The sequence below is a fragment of the Gemmatimonadota bacterium genome (assembly GCA_016713785.1).
GTDB lineage: Bacteria > Gemmatimonadota > Gemmatimonadetes > Gemmatimonadales > GWC2-71-9 > JADJOM01.
This window is the reverse complement of the sequence record JADJOM010000003.1, coordinates 201,111-216,797: the sequence shown is the minus strand read 5'-3', so window position 1 is coordinate 216,797 and position 15,687 is coordinate 201,111. Positions and strand designations below refer to the sequence as shown.

Annotated in this window: 14 protein-coding genes; 5 read left to right on the top strand and 9 right to left on the bottom strand. The window is 70.6% G+C overall.

The genetic code is table 11. From position 1 onward, the window contains the following. Positions 1–43 precede the first annotated feature (43 nt). From IPJ95_08585 to IPJ95_08565, 5 genes are all read right to left on the bottom strand, one after another. On the bottom strand, positions 44–2,509 hold the full coding sequence (locus IPJ95_08585; GenBank protein ID MBK7923674.1) for a sodium-translocating pyrophosphatase: 2,466 nt from the start codon (positions 2,507–2,509) through the stop codon (positions 44–46). A gap of 99 nt (positions 2,510–2,608) precedes the next feature. Then, on the bottom strand, positions 2,609–2,899 hold the full coding sequence (locus tag IPJ95_08580; GenBank protein ID MBK7923673.1) for a hypothetical protein: 291 nt from the start codon (positions 2,897–2,899) through the stop codon (positions 2,609–2,611). Positions 2,900–2,972: 73 nt separating this feature from the next. Next, a complete protein-coding gene (locus tag IPJ95_08575; protein ID MBK7923672.1) occupies positions 2,973–4,310 on the bottom strand; it encodes an inositol-3-phosphate synthase in 1,338 nt (445 codons plus the stop codon). Beyond that, positions 4,310–4,966 carry a CDP-alcohol phosphatidyltransferase family protein gene (locus IPJ95_08570; GenBank protein ID MBK7923671.1) on the bottom strand — a complete coding sequence of 219 codons (657 nt, stop codon included), beginning with the start codon at positions 4,964–4,966 and terminating at the stop codon, positions 4,310–4,312. The genes IPJ95_08575 and IPJ95_08570 overlap by 1 nt, the downstream gene beginning before the upstream one ends. Positions 4,967–5,096: 130 nt before the next feature. Continuing rightward, on the bottom strand, positions 5,097–6,275 hold the full coding sequence (locus IPJ95_08565) for a DUF1343 domain-containing protein (GenBank protein MBK7923670.1): 1,179 nt from the start codon (positions 6,273–6,275) through the stop codon (positions 5,097–5,099). Positions 6,276–6,377: 102 nt separating this feature from the next. Between IPJ95_08565 and IPJ95_08560 the strand changes: the two genes are divergently transcribed. From IPJ95_08560 to IPJ95_08540, 5 genes are all read left to right on the top strand, one after another. After that, entirely contained in the window at positions 6,378–8,114 is a 1,737-nt protein-coding gene (locus IPJ95_08560) for a hypothetical protein (protein MBK7923669.1), read from the top strand. Further along, the gene (locus IPJ95_08555; protein MBK7923668.1) at positions 8,111–9,271 is read left to right on the top strand and encodes a beta-lactamase family protein; all 1,161 of its coding nucleotides are present in this window, start codon (positions 8,111–8,113) and stop codon (positions 9,269–9,271) included. The genes IPJ95_08560 and IPJ95_08555 overlap by 4 nt, the downstream gene beginning before the upstream one ends. Before the next feature lie 141 nt (positions 9,272–9,412). Beyond that, positions 9,413–9,781, top strand: coding sequence for an iron-sulfur cluster assembly accessory protein (locus tag IPJ95_08550; GenBank protein ID MBK7923667.1), 369 nt, complete (start codon positions 9,413–9,415; stop codon positions 9,779–9,781). A gap of 61 nt (positions 9,782–9,842) precedes the next feature. Continuing rightward, positions 9,843–11,282, top strand: coding sequence for a sodium:solute symporter (locus IPJ95_08545; protein MBK7923666.1), 1,440 nt, complete (start codon positions 9,843–9,845; stop codon positions 11,280–11,282). Further along, on the top strand, positions 11,279–12,178 hold the full coding sequence (locus IPJ95_08540) for a hypothetical protein (protein ID MBK7923665.1): 900 nt from the start codon (positions 11,279–11,281) through the stop codon (positions 12,176–12,178). Before IPJ95_08545 ends, IPJ95_08540 begins: the two co-directional genes overlap by 4 nt. A gap of 75 nt (positions 12,179–12,253) precedes the next feature. Here the strand turns inward: IPJ95_08540 and IPJ95_08535 are convergent, their stop codons facing one another. The 4 genes from IPJ95_08535 to IPJ95_08520 form a co-directional block, all read right to left on the bottom strand. Continuing rightward, a complete protein-coding gene (locus tag IPJ95_08535; protein MBK7923664.1) occupies positions 12,254–13,891 on the bottom strand; it encodes an amino acid permease in 1,638 nt (545 codons plus the stop codon). A 35-nt stretch (positions 13,892–13,926) separates the two neighbouring features. Beyond that, positions 13,927–14,724 carry a hypothetical protein gene (locus tag IPJ95_08530; protein MBK7923663.1) on the bottom strand — a complete coding sequence of 266 codons (798 nt, stop codon included), beginning with the start codon at positions 14,722–14,724 and terminating at the stop codon, positions 13,927–13,929. A gap of 109 nt (positions 14,725–14,833) precedes the next feature. Then, a complete protein-coding gene (locus IPJ95_08525) occupies positions 14,834–15,196 on the bottom strand; it encodes a biopolymer transporter ExbD (protein ID MBK7923662.1) in 363 nt (120 codons plus the stop codon). Positions 15,197–15,249: 53 nt separating this feature from the next. Continuing rightward, positions 15,250–15,645 (bottom strand): biopolymer transporter ExbD, encoded by a 396-nt coding sequence (locus tag IPJ95_08520; GenBank protein MBK7923661.1) that lies wholly within the window; start codon positions 15,643–15,645, stop codon positions 15,250–15,252. Positions 15,646–15,687 lie beyond the last annotated feature (42 nt).

Sequence of the window (15,687 nt, the reverse complement as noted above, 5' to 3'; positions counted from 1 at the left end):
AGCTCGCGCTCCGCCCCTGGACCGCGCCGGCCGGGCCGGGCGGCTAGTTGGACTCGATCCGCATCCCGTAGAAGGAGCGGTAGACGAAGACCGTGGACACCAGGAAGAACACGGCCGACAGCGCGTGGCCCAGCATCGGGCCCTGGCTCTCGGCCAGGTAGACGCCCAGCTCCACGGCGAGCAGCCCGAAGAGCGTGGTGAACTTGATGACCGGGTTCATGGCCACCGACGAGGTGTCCTTGAACGGGTCGCCGACCGTGTCGCCCACGACCGACGCGTCGTGCAGCGGGGTGCCCTTCGCCTTGAGCTCGGTCTCCACGATCTTCTTGGCGTTGTCCCAGGCGCCGCCGGCGTTGGCCATGAAGATGGCCTGGTACAGCCCGAAGATGGCGATCGAGATCAGGTAGCCGATGAAGAAGAACGGCTCCACGAAGGCGAAGGCCAGGGTGGAGAAGAACACGCCGAGGAAGATATTGAACATCCCCTTCTGGGCGTACTGGGTGCAGATCTCGACGACCTTGCGGCTGTCGGCCACCGAGGCCTTCTCGCTGCCTTCCAGCTTGATGTTGGCCTTGATGTACTCCACCGCGCGGTAGGCGCCGGTGGTGACCGCCTGCATCGAGGCGCCGGTGAACCAGTAGATCACGGCGCCGCCGGTGATCAGGCCCAGCAGGAACGGCGGGTGCAGAATGGAGAGGTTCTCCATGCCCTGGGTGAGGCCGTGGGTCAGGGCCATGATGATCGAGAAGATCATCGTGGTGGCGCCGACCACCGCCGTGCCGATGAGCACCGGCTTGGCCGTGGCCTTGAAGGTGTTCCCGGCGCCGTCGTTCTCCTCGAGCAGCTCCTTGGCCACCTCGAAGTTCACGTCGATGCCGTAGTCCTTCTTGACCTCCTGCTTGATGTTCGGCAGCGTCTCGATCACCGAGAGCTCGTACACCGACTGGGCGTTGTCGGTGACCGGGCCGTAGCTGTCGACCGCGATGGTCACCGGGCCCATGCCCAGGAAGCCGAAGGCCACCAGGCCGAAGGCGAAGATCGCCGGGGCCTTCATGAAGTCGGCGAGGCCCTGGGTGCTGACGCCAAAGGCGAGGGCCATCAGCGCCATGATCGCCATGCCGAGCCAGTAGGCGGAGAAGTTGCCCGCCACCAGGCCGGAGAGGATGTTGAGCGACGCGCCGCCCTCACGGGAGCTGGTCACCACCTCGCGCACGTGCCGCGAGTTGGTGGAGGTGAAGACCTTGACCATCTCCGGGATGATGGCGCCGGCCAGGGTGCCGCAGGTGATCACCGCCGACAGCTTCCACCACATCGACGGATCGAGCTGGGGGCCGAGGGTCGGGATGATCAGCTTGGAGAGCACGAAGGTCAGGATCACCGACACGATCGAGGTGATCCAGACCAGCGAGGTGAGGGGGTGCTCGAAGTCGAACTTGACCGCGTTGCCGTACTTGGCCTTGGCCATCGCCTCGTTGACGAGGTAGCTGCCGGCGCTGGCCAGGACCATCATCACGCGCATCAGGAAGATCCAGACCAGCAGCTGCACCTGCACGCTCGGGTCGTTCACCGCCAGGACGATGAACGAGATCAGCGCCACGCCGGTGACGCCGTAGGTCTCGAAGCCGTCGGCGGTGGGGCCCACCGAGTCGCCGGCGTTGTCGCCGGTGCAGTCCGCGATGACGCCGGGATTCCGGGCGTCATCTTCCTTGATCTTGAACACGACCTTCATCAGGTCGGAGCCGATGTCGGCGATCTTGGTGAAGATGCCACCGGCAATCCGGAGCGCCGCGGCGCCCAGCGACTCGCCGATCGCGAAGCCGAGGAAGCAGGCGCCCGCCACCGTGTTGGGCACGAACAGCAGGATCGCCAGCATGAACAGCAGCTCGACCGAGATCAGCATCATCCCGACGCTCATCCCCGCGCGCAGCGGGATGGCGTAGACCGGGTAGCCCTTGCCCGCGAGGCTGGCGAAGGCGGTCCGGCTGTTGGCCAGGGTGTTGATGCGGATGCCGTACCACGCCACCCCGTAGCTGCCCGCCATGCCGATCAGCCCGAACACCAGGATGATCGCGATCTTCCCCCACTCGAGCCCCGTGATCCGGAAGTAGACCAGGATCACCACCGCAATGAAGGCGAACAGGCCCAGCAGGAACTTGCCCTGCTGCACCAGGTACGCCTTGCAGGTCTCGTAGATGAGCGCCGAGACCTCGGCCATCGACCGGTGCACCGGCAGCTTCTTGACGGCGTTGTAGCTCCACAGCCCGAACAGGAGGCCCAGCACGCAGACCACCAGGCCCGAGAGCAGAATGTCGTGGCCGTTGATGCCGAGGAACTCCACCGTGCCCAGGTCGGGCAGCTGGAGGTTGACCTCGCCGCCGGGCCGGTGCTCGGTGACCGGGGCGGCAGCCCCGGCGTCCTGCGCCATGAGGGGGGCCGCGACGAGCGCGAGGTTGGCCACCAGCACCACGGCGGCCAGCCACGGCGCCAGGCGGCGATTCACCTTGGCCATCATCTTCAGCATGGGGGACCTTCTCCTGGAGGATCGGGATCGAGGGGACGGGCGCGGCGAGGGGCGGATCTGCACCCGCCCCTCGCCGCCCGCCCGGATTCAGTACGCCCCGCGCACCGGGTGCGACGGGTCGGACAGCGTGTGCACCATCGTGAGGAACCGCTTGGCCAGCTTGTCCGCCTCGCTCTCGCCCGGCTGGTTGGTCTCGACCGTCACGAGGGTGTAGTGCCCCCCCTCGGCCTGGACGTTGACCGCGATCTGGCCCAGCGTACCCGAGAACCGGCGCCGCCGCGGCGCCTCCTCGGTCGGCGCCAGCCGCGGGCCGAAGAACGCGTTGGCCTGGGCGATCACCGCCTCGGGCGGGAGGTGGCAGCGATGGAAATATTTCATGGGCGGCTCGGTGGCTCGGCGGCCCGGGTCTGGCGCCTCGGCCGAGGCGCCGGACCACCGGACCACCGGGAGGTCACTTCTCCCCGTACTCGTAGTATTCCACGCCCAGGTGGGTGATCGCCGACTCCCCCATCAGCCAGCGCAGCGTGTTCTTCATCTTGGTCTGCTGGATGAAGAGGTCGTGCTCCGGGTACAGCCCCGGGGCCACCTGCGGGCTCTTGAAGTAGAACGACAGCCACTCCTGGATCCCCGACAGCTTGGCCCGCTGGGCCAGATCGAAGAAGATCGCCAGGTCGAGCACCAGCGGCGCGGCCAGGATGGAGTCGCGGCAGAGGAAGTCGACCTTGATCTGCATCGGGTACCCGCACCACCCGAAGATGTCGATGTTGTCCCACCCCTCCTTGTTGTCCCCACGCGGCGGGTAGTAGTTGATCCGCACCTTGTGGTAGATCTCCCCGTACAGGTCGGGGTAGAGGTTGGGCTGCAGGATGTGCTCCAGCACGCCCAGCTTCGACTCTTCCTTGGTCTTGAAGCTCTCGGGATCGTCCAGCACCTCGCCGTCCCGGTTGCCCAGGATGTTGGTGCTGTACCACCCCGCCACGCCGAGCATGCGCGCCTTGAACATCGGCGAGAGCACGGTCTTGAGCATGGTCTGGCCGGTCTTGAAGTCCTTGCCGCCGATGGCCACGCCCTTGTCCTTGGCCAGCTGCTCCAGCGCCGGGAAGTCGCAGGTCAGGTTCGGCGCGCCGTTGGCGAAGGGCACCCCCTCCATCACCGCCGCCCAGGCGTACAGCATCGACGGGGCGATCGTCGGGTCGTTGGTCTCCATCCCCTTCTCGAACGCCGCCAGCGTCTGGTGCGCCGGGCCGGGCTGGATGAAGATCTCGGTCGACGCGCACCACACCATCACCAGCCGGTCACAGCCGTGCTTGGCCTTGAAGTCGCGGATGTCCTTCCGCAGCGCCTCGGCCAGGTCCTTCTTGGTCTTGGCGGTCTTGACGTTCTTGCCTTCCAGCTTCTTGACGTAGTGCTGGTCGAACGCCGCGGGCATCGGGGTGATCGCCTGCAGGAAGTCCTTGATCGGCTCGACGTGTTCCCACTTGTCGAGCACGCCGCAGTGCAGGCAGCTCTGGTAGGCGTTGTCCGGGACCGGGTCCCAGGCGCCGAAGACGAGGTCGTTGAGGTCGGCCAGCGGCACGAATTCCTTGATCAGCGGGGCGCGCCCTTCGGTGCGCTTGCCGAGACGGATGGTGCCCATCTGGGTGAGGGAGCCGATCGGCTTGGCCTTGCCGCGGCGGATCAGCTCCACCCCCGCGATGAAGGTGGTCGCCACGGCGCCGAGACCGACGCAGAGGACACCGAGCTTGCCCTGGGCCGGCGCGATCGGCCGGGGAGTTCCTGCGGTCGACACTAGGACTGTCCTTTCGACGCTTCGGGCGCGGCCGCGCCCTCCGTCACCTGGTAGACATACACGAAGCGCTGCACCACCGTGATCACCGAGGTGAGCGCGAGAACCGCCACGATCCAGAACAGCACGACGCCGCCGGGGCCCGCGCCCCAGAGGAGCGTCGGGAGGCTGAGCCCCACGATCCGCTCCGCCCGCTGCACCATCCCCACCTTGCAGTCGATCCCCAGGCCTTCGGCGCGTGCCCGGGCATACGAGACCAGCAGGCTCGCGATGATCGCCACCATGCTGATGATGATCGCCAGCTCGCGATGGGTCACCGACCCGTCGGGCGCGAGCAGGTAGAAGACGGCGATCCCCATGAAGGTGGCCCCGTCCCCGACCCGGTCCAGCGTGGAGTCGTAGAAGGCGCCGAACCGGGTCACCTGCTGGTTGGCCCGGGCCACCGCCCCGTCCAGGGTGTCCACCACCCCGCTCAGCAGGTACAGCAGGCCCCCCAACCGCACGTGGCCCAGGCCGAAGGCCACCGCGCTGGCCACCACCAGGAGCGTGCCGATGGTGGTGATCACGTTCGGACGGATACCAGCCCGGATCAGTCCCTCGACCATCGGCCGGGTCAGCCCGTAAAAGACCCGTTCCACCGACTTGGGGATCAGCTTCACCGAATGGGCGTCCTCGGGGGTAGCACAGGGGCGGGCCCGTCCTGGCTGGGGCCCAAAACCGCGGCAAACTATAACCCGGGAAACGCTTTATAGGAAGGACGCGTGCCGCCGCACCCCCGCCCGTGGATCGCTATTCGGGATAGACGAGGAAGGGCCGTCGACGGTCGAGGAACCGCGGCAGTTCGGCGGCCCACTCGGCCAGGAGGCCGGCGCGGGCGTCGCCCTCGCCCCGGATCACCTGGTCCACCTCCCCCCGCGCATGGCCGCCATCGCCGACCAGCCGGTCGAAGTGGGCGGGGTTGGGCGGGAAGAGCCCCCCCGGCACGCCCGCGTCGCTCACGGCGGCGAGCAGCAGGACCGCGGTCCGGATGGGGTCGTAGCGCTGGCGGTCGGTGACCGTGAGGCGGATCCCCGTGACCAGCGTATCGGCGAACTTGCCGTCGCCCGGCCGGCGCGGGGTGAACTGCACGGACTGGAACGACACCCCCGCCGGGGCGGCAGCGCGCAGGGCCGCCAGCACGGCCGCGGTATCAAGGCCGGGCGCCCCCACCTGTTCGAAGGGATGCTCGGTCCCCCGTCCCACCGAGAGCGTGGTGCCCTCGAACAGGCAGGTGCCGGGATAGTGGATCAGCGCGTCCAGGGTCCGGAGATTGGGGGACGGAGGGACGAACGGCAGGCCGGTCTCGTCCTGGTACATCTGCCGCCGCCAGCCGGCCACGGGCACCACCGTCAGCGCGGTGCCGAGGCCCAGGTCGTGGCGCGCCAGCCGCGCCAGCTCGCCGAGCGTCATGCCGTGGCGCATCGGGATGGCCAGCATGCCCACCGGCGTCCGGTACGCGGTGTCGAGCACATTCCCCTGCACCGCCCCGCCGATCGGATTGGGGCGATCGAGCACCACGACCGGGATGCCCCGTGGCGCCGCGGCGCGCATCACGCCCACCGTGGTCCACAGGTAGGTGAAGTACCGGGCTCCGGCGTCCTGCAGGTCCACCAGGATCACGTCCACGCCGGCGAGCTGCGCGTCCGTCGGGGCGGAATTGCGGCCGTAGAGGCTGTAGATTGGGAGGCCGGTCGCGCTGTCGGTGGTCGAACTGACCGCCGCGCCGGGGTCGGCGGTACCGCGGAAGCCGTGCTCCGGGCTGAACAGCGCCACCAGATGCACCCCGGCGCCCCGGAGCCGGTCCACGCCGGCGCGGCCGGCCGCATCCACGCCGGACTGGTTCGTCACCAGGGCCACCCGGCGGCCGCGCACCAGGTGGACGCTGTCACTCAGCAGCACCTCGAGCCCCGGGCGGACCGCGGGCGTCACGTCGGGCCCGGACCGAGCCGGGCCCCGCCCCGGGCAGGCCCCGGCCAGAACCATCCAGCCTCCGAGCAGCCAGTGTCGCGTGTGCATCGATCCCCGTGGGTAATGATGGCCCTGCTGCTGGCGGCCGCGCCGCTCGCCGCGCAGCAGAGCGCGCGCTTCGGCGGCGGCCCCGTGATGACGGCGGTGGACTCCACCGCGGTGGAACGGCTGCTCGACTCCCTGCCGCTCCGCGCCAAGGTGGCCCAGCTGGTGATGCCCTGGATCCCCGGCGCCTACCAGGCCTTCGACGACAGCGCCTTCGCGGTGATGCAGGGCTGGGTCGACTCGCTGGAGGTCGGCGGCCTGATCGTTTCGATCGGGTCGCCCGTCGACGTCGCGCTCAAGCTCAACCGCCTGCAGCGCCGCTCCCGTCTGCCCCTCCTCGTGGCGGCGGACCTCGAAGGGGGCGCCAGCTTCCGCCTCACCGGCGCCACCCCCTTCCCTCCCAATATGGGCGTGGGCGCCGCCGCCCGCGACAGCGACGCCTACGAGGTGGGCCGGATCACGGCGCTCGAAGGCCGCGCCGTGGGGATCCACCTGGCGTTCGCGCCCGTGGCGGACGTCAACAACAATCCCGCCAACCCGATCATCAACACCCGTTCCTTCGGCGAGGATCCCTACCTCGTGGCGCGGCTGGTCTCCGCCGCCATCCAGGGGCTGCAGGATCACGGGATGCTCGCCACCGCCAAGCACTTCCCCGGCCACGGCGACACCGAGACCGACAGCCACCTCGCCCTCCCGGTCATCCCCACCCCCTGGGCGCGGCTCGACACCCTGGAGCTGGTGCCGTTCCGCGCGGCGGTGGTGGCGGGCGCCGCGTTCATCATGTCGGGACACGTGGCGATGCCCGCGATCAGCGGCGACCGGAGCCGGCCCGCCACCCTGGACCCGAACGTGATGCAGAGCGTGCTGCGCGATTCGCTCGGCTTCCAGGGCCTGTTGGTCACCGACGCGCTCGACATGGGCGGCATCGTCAACGCCTACGGCGCGGGCGAGGCGGCGGTCCTCGCCTTCCGCGCCGGCGCCGATCTCCTGCTGCAGCCGGCCGACCCCCGCGCCGCCATCAATGCCGTCACCGAGGCGGTGGAGTCCGGCCGGGTCACCTACGAGCGGCTCGACCGCTCGGTACGCCGAGTGCTCCGCCTCAAGATGCAGCTGGGCCTCTTCGCCCACCGGACCGTGCCCATCGACAGCGTGCCCGTGGTGGTGGGCAGCCGCGCGTTCCAGCCCTTCTCTCGGGACCTCGCCACCCGCGCCGTGGTGCTCGCCCGGGACAGCCTCGGCGTGGTGGACAGCCTGCGCGCGGGGCCCCGCACCATCGCCCTCATCACCTACGGCGAGGAGAACGCGGGCACGGTCGGGAACACGATGCTCCGCCAGCTGCGCGCCGCGGGCCACCGGGTCACGCTCTTCCGCCTCTGGCCCGCCACCGGCGCCGCGGGCCTCGACTCCGCGCGCGTGCTCATCCGGCGCAGCCCCTACACGATCTTCGCCGCCGCCGTGAAAGTGAGCGCCTGGAAGGGCACCGTCGGGCTGCCGGAGCCGGTGGCGCGCCTGTTCGACAGATCGGTCTACCGGCGCCGCATGGTCGTGGTATCCCTGGGCTCCCCATATGTCGCCGGGCAGATGCCCCGCATCGGCTCCTACCTGCTCGCCTGGTCGGCGAATGGCCTGGGCGAATGGGCCGCGGCCCGCGCCCTCACCGGCGAGGCGCCCATCACCGGCCGCCTCCCGGTCCGCATCCCGCCCCACCTGCCCCTCGGCGCGGGACTCGACCGCGGCGCCGCCCGCGCCCCGTGAGGCGCCGTCGCGCGGCGCTGGGCCTCGCCTTCGGCCTGCTGGCCTGCGCCGCGCCCGGCGCCGTGGCGCCGGTGCCCGCAGGCCTGGGGGCCGCGGCTGGTTTCCTCGATTCGGTGATCGCCGATGGCGTGGCCCCCGGGGCGGTGCTCGGCGTGAGCCTGGCGGGCTGCCACTACTATCATGGCGCCGGCCGCCTGGGCCAGGACGACGCCACCCGCCCCGACAGCACCACCATCTACGACCTGGCCTCGCTCACCAAGGTGATCGGCCTGACCACCGCCACCATGGCCGCCGTCGAGCGCAGGGTCCTTGCCCTCGACGCGCCGGTGGTCCGCTACGTCCCCGCCTTCCGCGATTCCGCCGTCACCATCCGCCACCTGCTCACCCACGCGAGCGGCCTCCCGGCCTGGCGCCCGCTCTACCAGGAGGCGCCCACCCGCGCCGCGGCGCTCGCGCTGGTCAACGCCACCCCGCTCGCGGCCACGCCGGGCGACACCTTCGTGTATTCGGACCTGGGCGCGATCCTCCTGACCCAGGCGGTGGAACAGGCGTCGGGCGCACGGATCGACACCCTGGTGGAGCGGCTGCTGGCGGGCCCGCTCCACCTGCGCGAGACCCGATATCTCCCGCCCCCGAGCTGGCGGCATCGCATCGCGCCCACCGAGGACGACCCCTGGCGGGGCCGGGTCCTCCGCGGCGAGGTGCACGACGAGAACGCCGCCCGGCTCGACGGGGTCTCCGGTCACGCGGGGCTGTTCAGCTCCGCCCGGGACCTGCTCCGGATCGGCGACTGGCTGCTCGAGGGCCTCGGCACCGCGCGCGATGCCCCCTGCGCCGGCGCCGCCCTCCCCCCTGGGCCCGCAGCCCTCTCTGGCTTCATCCGCCGCCAGGACTTGCCGCCAGGTTCCAGCCGCGCCCTCGGCTGGGACACCCCGTCGGGCGTGAGCAGCGCGGGCACCCTGATGTCGCGGACCAGCTTCGGGCACACCGGGTTCACGGGGACTTCGATCTGGATTGACCCCACCCGGCGGCTGGTGGTGGTGCTGCTCGCCAATCGGGTGCACCCCACCCGGGACAACCCGCGCTTCGGGCCGGTGCGCGGCCAGGTGGCCGACCGGGTGGTGCGGGGGCTCGGAATCGAGGCGCTTAGCCGTTGACCAGTAAGGGGTTGGGGCCGCCCCGGCCAGCGCGATGATTGACACGGCCGGGCGCAGGTTCGTAGCTTGTACCAGCACCCCGGACCGCTGGCGTTCCGCCAAAGCGGTACCCGGGACAATTCACGAAGGGAGCAGTCAGTCATGGAAAGCACGGAACCGCAGGTCTCCACGCCGGGATTCACGCTCATCCTGACCGATCGGGCGGCGGAGGAAGTCCACAAGTTCATGCAGGCCGAGGACGTCCCGGGCGAGTCGGCGGGCCTGCGCGTGAGCGTGCTCCCGGGCGGCTGCTCCGGATTCAAGTACAGCCTGAACGTCGAGGAGCGGGCGCTCGAGGATGATTCGGTGCTCGAGGTCAACGGCACCCGGGTCTTCGTCGACGGGTTCAGCATGCAGTACCTGAACGGCATCACCATCGACTACGTCACCTCCATGCAGGGCTCCGGGTTCACCTTCCACAACCCGAACGCGACCGGCGGCTGCGGCTGCGGCTCGTCGTTCACGGCCTAGCCTGAGCCCCGCCCGATCTCCGTAGCGCCGCACACCCGTGCGGCGCTACTCTTTTCCCCCCATGGCCACCCTCGATCTCGCGGTCATCGCGCTCTACTTCTGCCTCACCCTCGGCGTGGGCCTCTGGGTATCGCGCCGGCAGCAGACCGCCGGCGACTACTTCCTCGGCGCGCGCGACCTTCCCGCCTGGGCCATCCTCCTCTCCATCGTGGCCACCGAGACCTCCGCCCTCACGGTGATCTCGATCCCGGCCGTCGCCGCCCGCGGTGACCTGACCTTCCTGCAGCTGCCGCTGGGCTACCTCATCGGCCGCCTCGCCGTCTCGGTGTGGCTGCTCCCCGGCTACTTCCGCGGCGAGCAGGACACCGCCTACGCCCGGCTGGAGCACCGCTTCGGCACCCCCACGCGGCGGCTGACCTCGGGGATCTTCCTGGTGACCCGCGCGCTCGCCGACGGGGTCCGGGTCTACGCCGGCGCCATTCCGCTGGCGGTGCTCGCGGGGTGGGACGTGGCCCCCGCCATCGTGGTGATGAGCCTGATCACCCTGGTCTACACCTGGCATGGCGGGCTCAAGGCGGTGGTCTGGGTGGACGTGATGCAGCTGATGGTCTACGTCGCCGGCGGGGTGGTGGCGTTCTGGATCGCGGCCGGCATGGCGGGCGGCCCGGCCGCGGTGCTGAGCCAGGCGGCGGCGGCGGGCAAGCTGCGCTGGATCGACCCCGCCATCAGCTTCACCGCCACCTATACCCTGCTCGGCGGGGTGGTGGGCGGCGCCATGCTCTCCGCGGCCTCGCACGGCACTGACCACCTGATCGTGCAGCGGCTGCTGGCCAGCCGGGGACTCGCCGCGGCCCGCTTCGCGCTGGTCGGGTCGGGCGTGGTGGTGTTCATCCAGTTCACCCTGTTCCTGCTGATCGGCATCGCCATGTGGGCCGCGGGCCAGGCGCCCACTGACCTCCCCGCGGACCAGCTGTTCCCCCGCTTCGTGGTGAACCACTTCCCGCACGGGCTGTCCGGCCTTATCGTGGCGGCGGTGCTCGCGGCCTCGATGGCCACCCACAGCTCGGCCATCAGCGCGCTGGCCAGTTCCGTCACCCACGACTTCTACGCCAGCGCCACCGGACGGCGGGATCCCGCCCACCTGCTCAAGGTGGGCAAGCTGGCGAGCCTGGTCTGGGGGGTGCTCATCACCGTGGTGGCCCTCGTCTTCCACGCCACCGCCGGCGGGGGCCAGACGCCGGTGGTGGTGTTCGCGCTCTCCATCGCCTCGATCACCTATGGCGCGCTGCTCGGCGCCTACCTGCTCGCGGCGGCCCCCGCCCGCATCGGGGGGCCGCACGTGCTCCTCGCGGTGGCGGCGAGCGTGGCCGTGATGCTGACGCTGTTCCTTGCCAAGGCGCCGCTGGCCTGGCCCTGGTACGTGCCGGCCGGCGCGCTGATCACCCTCGTCGTCGGATTCGCGGGGGGCGCGGTGCGCCCCCACCGGGAGGGAGTTGCATGAGCCGGATCATCATCGGGGTAGACGCGGGCGGCACCAAGACCACCGTGATCGTGGCGGAGGACGGCGCCATCGTGGCCCGGGCCAGCGGGCCAGGCGCCAAGATGCGCTCGGGCCGCGGCCTCACCTGCGCCACCACCATCGGCGAGATCGCGCGGCGGGCCCTCGGCGAGCGGGGCCGGCTGCGTGCCGATATCCTGGTGGCCGGCGTCGCGGGCGCGGGCCGCGAGGCCGAGCGGGAGGAGCTGCGACAGGCCTTCCGCAGCGAGGACTTCGCCGACCGGATCACGGTCACCGGCGACACCGAGATCGCGCTGGCGGCAGCGTTCCAGGATCGCCCCGGCATCGTGGTCACGGCGGGCACCGGCAGCATGGCGGTGGCCCGCGACCCCAGCGGCCGGCTGCACCGGGCCGGCGGCTACGGCTGGCAGATGGGCGATGAAGGCAGCGGCTATGCCATCGGGCGCGCGGCGCTGGGCGCGGTGGGCCGCGCGGCCGACGGCCGCAGCCCGAAGACCGCCCTGACCGACCTGCTGCTCAAGGCCACCCGCGCCGAGACCATGGACCGGCTGGTCCAGTGGGCCGCGGCGGCCGGCGTGCCCGAGGTGGCGGCGCTGGCGCCGCAGGTCTTCGAGGCCCAGCGGCTCAACGACACCGTAGCCGCCGGCATCATCGACTACGCGGCCCGCGAGCTCTCGGCGCTGGTCTCCCGCCTGGAGCCCCACTTCGGCGCCGACGAGCGCGCTCCCATCGAGGTGGCCACCAATGGCGGGCTGCTGCTTCACGACGGTCCCCTCTACCGGCTGCTCACCACCCGCCTCGGCGAGCAGCCCCGGTTCCGCCTGCGCCCAGAGGCCATCGACGCGGCGAGCGGCGCCCTCCACCTCGCCGGCACCTAGCGGCGCCCCCGGCCAGGACACGACGAAGGGCCGCCCGCGGGCGGCCCTTCGTCGTTCCGGCCCCGGAGGGCGAACTCAGCCGCAGCTGGCGCGGCTGAACACCAGGTAGTGCAGCACCGCCGCCGCCACGGCCACCCCCAGCAGCCCCAGCCAGGGCATCTTGAACTTGCCGGGGCCATTCGGGTTGCGCATCCGGCTGTGGAACGCCCCGTAGAGGAAGTAGATCACCAGGCCGGCCAGCAGCCACCAGCTGAACCGCCGCCAGGTCAGGCAGGGGAGCTGCAGCATGAGGTACAGGCAGGCCACCACCGAGATGAGCGGGGTGACCGGCACCCACGGCACCCGGAAGGGCCGGACCCGCTCGGGCTCCTTGTACCGAAGCACGATGACCCCCACCGATACCAGCACGAACGCGAACAGCGTCCCGATGTTGGTCAGGTCCACCACCTCCGCAATGTTCGCCGTGGCCGCGAAGGTCCCGACGAACAGGCCGGTGATGATGGTCCCCACGTACGGCGTCTTGTACTTGGGATGCACCTTGGCGATGAACGGCGGCAGCAGGCCGTCACGCGCCATCGAAAAGAAGATCCGCGGCTGGCCCAGCTGGAAGACGAGCAGCACGCTGAACATCGCGATCACCGCGCCGAGGGCGATGATGAACCGCGAGAAATTGAGCACCCAGGCGGGGCCGTTGGCGAACTCGAGCGCCGTGAGCATCGGCTCCGCGGTGCCCAGCGCCTTCCACGGGGCGATGCCGGTCATCACCGCCGAGAGCGCGATGTACAGCACCGTGCAGATCACCAGGCTCATGATGATCCCGAACGGCATGTCCCTGGCCGGCTCCTTGGCCTCCTCGGCGGCGGTGCTCACCGCGTCGAAGCCGATGTAGCTGAAGAAGATGATCGCGGCGCCGGCGCTCACCCCTGCCCAGCCGTTGGGCATGAACCCGCCGGTGGCGGGATCGGACCAGTTGCCCGGCTTGATCAGGAACGCGCCCACCGCGATGAAGAACAGGATCAGCCCCACCTTGAGCAGCACCATCACGTTGTTCGAATCCGCGGACTCCTTCACCCCGCGGATCAGGATCACCGTGATGAGCGCCACCGCCAGGAAGGCCGGCAGGTTGAAGATGATCGGGATGCCGCCGAGGTGCGGGGCATTGGTGATGGCGCTGGCCAGGTAGAGGGTGCCGGGGTCCGCGCCGCCGCCTGCCGCCGCGAGGGCATCGGCCGCCATCCGGGCCGAGCGGAAGTCGGTGGCCAGCCAGGCCGGCAGGTGCAGCCCGAAGAACTCCAGCAGCTCGCGGAAGTGGCCCGACCAGCCGATGGCCACCCCGATGTTCCCCACCGCGTACTCGATGATCAGGTCCCAGCCGATGATCCAGGCAATGAACTCGCCCAGCGAGGCGTAGGCGTAGGTGTAGGCGGAGCCGGCGATCGGCACCATCGCCGCGAACTCGGCGTAGCAGAGCGCCGCGAACCCGCAGGCCACGGCGGTCAGCACGAACGACAGGATGATCGCGGGGCCCGCGCCCGGGCGGACGGCATCCCCGACGATTGCGGTGCCCGTGGTGGCGAAGATGCCCGCCCCGATGGTGGCGCCGACGCCCAGGGCGGTCAGGTGCCACTTGGTGAGCGAGCGCCGGAGCCCGCCACGCTCCGCGATGTCGTTCTCGCAATCGGCGACCGACTTGCGAACGAAGAGACCTTGCATGGAGTTCTAGGGGTAGCGAGGGGTAAGGGAACAGACTAGAACGGCATGTAGCGATACACCCAGGTGCTCTCCGTGGGCCGCCCGTCGGGCCCGAGCGCGGGGTAGAAGCGGAACTCGAGCATGCTCCGCCGCAGCTTGTCCACAAAACGGCTGCCGCCGATCGGCGGGTCGAACACGACCTTCTGTGGCACCCCGGTGGCGTCGATCGTGAACACCACGCGGATCTCGCGACCCCGGAGCTCCTTCGGCACCTCGTCCGGGGGCAGGACCTCGTGCCGCAGCCGGGGCCCCCGACCGATGCCGCCACCCCCGCCGCCCCCCTCGCCGGGCCCCGTGCCAGGGCCGGTCCCTGGTCCGATGCCTCCGCCCGTCCCGCCACCGGCGCCTCCGCCGGCGCCCGGGCCTGTCCCGGGTCCAGCGGCAGCAGTGGCCGAGGGCGCCGGAGCAGCCACTGCGGCCTCCGGCACCGGCGCCACCTCGACGACGGGGGGCGGCACCTCAGGGACCGGCGTGGGGGCAACCTGGACTGGGGGTGGCGTCACGACCGGGGGGGTCACGGCCACGGGCGCCGTGGTGGTGTGCTCCGGCGCGGGGAGAGAAATATACGCCACCTCACGACCGCCGCCACCGCCACCACCTCCCCCGCCCCCGGCCGCCTTGAACGGGTCCCCGGCAGAGAAGATCCGGGCCACGTCGTGCCGCACCGAGAAGAGCAGCAGCGCGGCGAGCACCAGGTGGCACGCCACCGAGACCAGCACGCCCAGGGGGCGGCCGCGTTCGCGGGGGGCGGAGAGCGAGAAGTCGTAACGGGCGCGCAGGGCATGCTCCGGCATCGCAGGGGGGGACGTCCGGTCCCGGGTTCCGCACACGACCGGGAAAGATACGAACCGGGGGGCCATCTGGTGACGGCCCCCCGGTCTGGATCGGTCCCTGCCGGCGCCGCTACGGGGCGGCCGGGGTGAAGCCGATGACCTGCACCCCGGCACCCCGGGCCACGTCCATGGCCTCGATCACTTCCTGGTACAGCCGTTCGGGCGCGGACTTGATGAACAGGAGCTTGGCCGGCCGGGTGTCGAAGATCGCGTGGATCTGGGTGTCGAGCTGCTCCTTCGGCACCGGCTGGGTGTTGATGGCGTAGCCCCCGTCGACGGTGAGCTCGAGCACGATCTGGTTCGAGGCCGCCGTCGGCTTCGCCGCCGCGGTTTCCTGGGGCGGCACCTGGATGTCGAGCGCCATGCGCGCCAGCGGCTGCGACACCATGAAGATGATCAGCATCACGAGCATGATGTCGATCATCGGGATCACGTTGGGTTCCGAGTTGACTTCGCCCGGCCCCGCTGAGCCTCCACCGGCCATGGCTACTCCTCCTTGACGGCGGCGTCGAACAGCCCGCCCTGGACCTGCGGCTCGGTGATCGCGGCCATCACCCGGGCGCCGGAGCGGCGCACCAGTTCCACCGCGTCCTGGATGCGGCCGAACTTGAGCTGGTTGTCAGCCTTGAAGTACACGATCTTGTCCTCGGTCCGCGCGGCGTACATCGCCTTGAGCGTCTCCTCGAGCACCACCGGGTCGACGGGGCCCTTCCCGTTCAGGAAGTACTGGCCCGCGGCGTCCACCCCGAGGATGATCTCGTTCTCGCCTTCCGGCCGGCTGTCGAGGTTCTTGCCCTTCGGCATCGTCGCCTTGAAGCCGGCGGCGATCAGCGGCGTCACGATCATGAAGATGATCAGCAGCACGAGCATGATGTCGATCATGGGGATGACATTCGGCTCGGCCTTGACGGCGCTCCGTCCGGC

What these genes read in the sequence shown, in the direction of transcription:
- IPJ95_08585 (MBK7923674.1), bottom strand. Translation starts at nt 2,509, where the DNA reads ATGGCCAAGGTGAATCGCCGCCTGGCGCCGTGGCTGGCCGCCGTGGTG.
- IPJ95_08580 (MBK7923673.1), bottom strand. Translation starts at nt 2,899, where the DNA reads ATGAAATATTTCCATCGCTGCCACCTCCCGCCCGAGGCGGTGATCGCC.
- IPJ95_08560 (MBK7923669.1), top strand. Translation starts at nt 6,378, where the DNA reads ATGATGGCCCTGCTGCTGGCGGCCGCGCCGCTCGCCGCGCAGCAGAGC.
- IPJ95_08550 (MBK7923667.1), top strand. Translation starts at nt 9,413, where the DNA reads ATGGAAAGCACGGAACCGCAGGTCTCCACGCCGGGATTCACGCTCATC.
- IPJ95_08545 (MBK7923666.1), top strand. Translation starts at nt 9,843, where the DNA reads ATGGCCACCCTCGATCTCGCGGTCATCGCGCTCTACTTCTGCCTCACC.
- IPJ95_08540 (MBK7923665.1), top strand. Translation starts at nt 11,279, where the DNA reads ATGAGCCGGATCATCATCGGGGTAGACGCGGGCGGCACCAAGACCACC.
- IPJ95_08535 (MBK7923664.1), bottom strand. Translation starts at nt 13,891, where the DNA reads ATGCAAGGTCTCTTCGTTCGCAAGTCGGTCGCCGATTGCGAGAACGAC.
- IPJ95_08530 (MBK7923663.1), bottom strand. Translation starts at nt 14,724, where the DNA reads ATGCCGGAGCATGCCCTGCGCGCCCGTTACGACTTCTCGCTCTCCGCC.
- IPJ95_08520 (MBK7923661.1), bottom strand. Translation starts at nt 15,645, where the DNA reads ATGATCGACATCATGCTCGTGCTGCTGATCATCTTCATGATCGTGACG.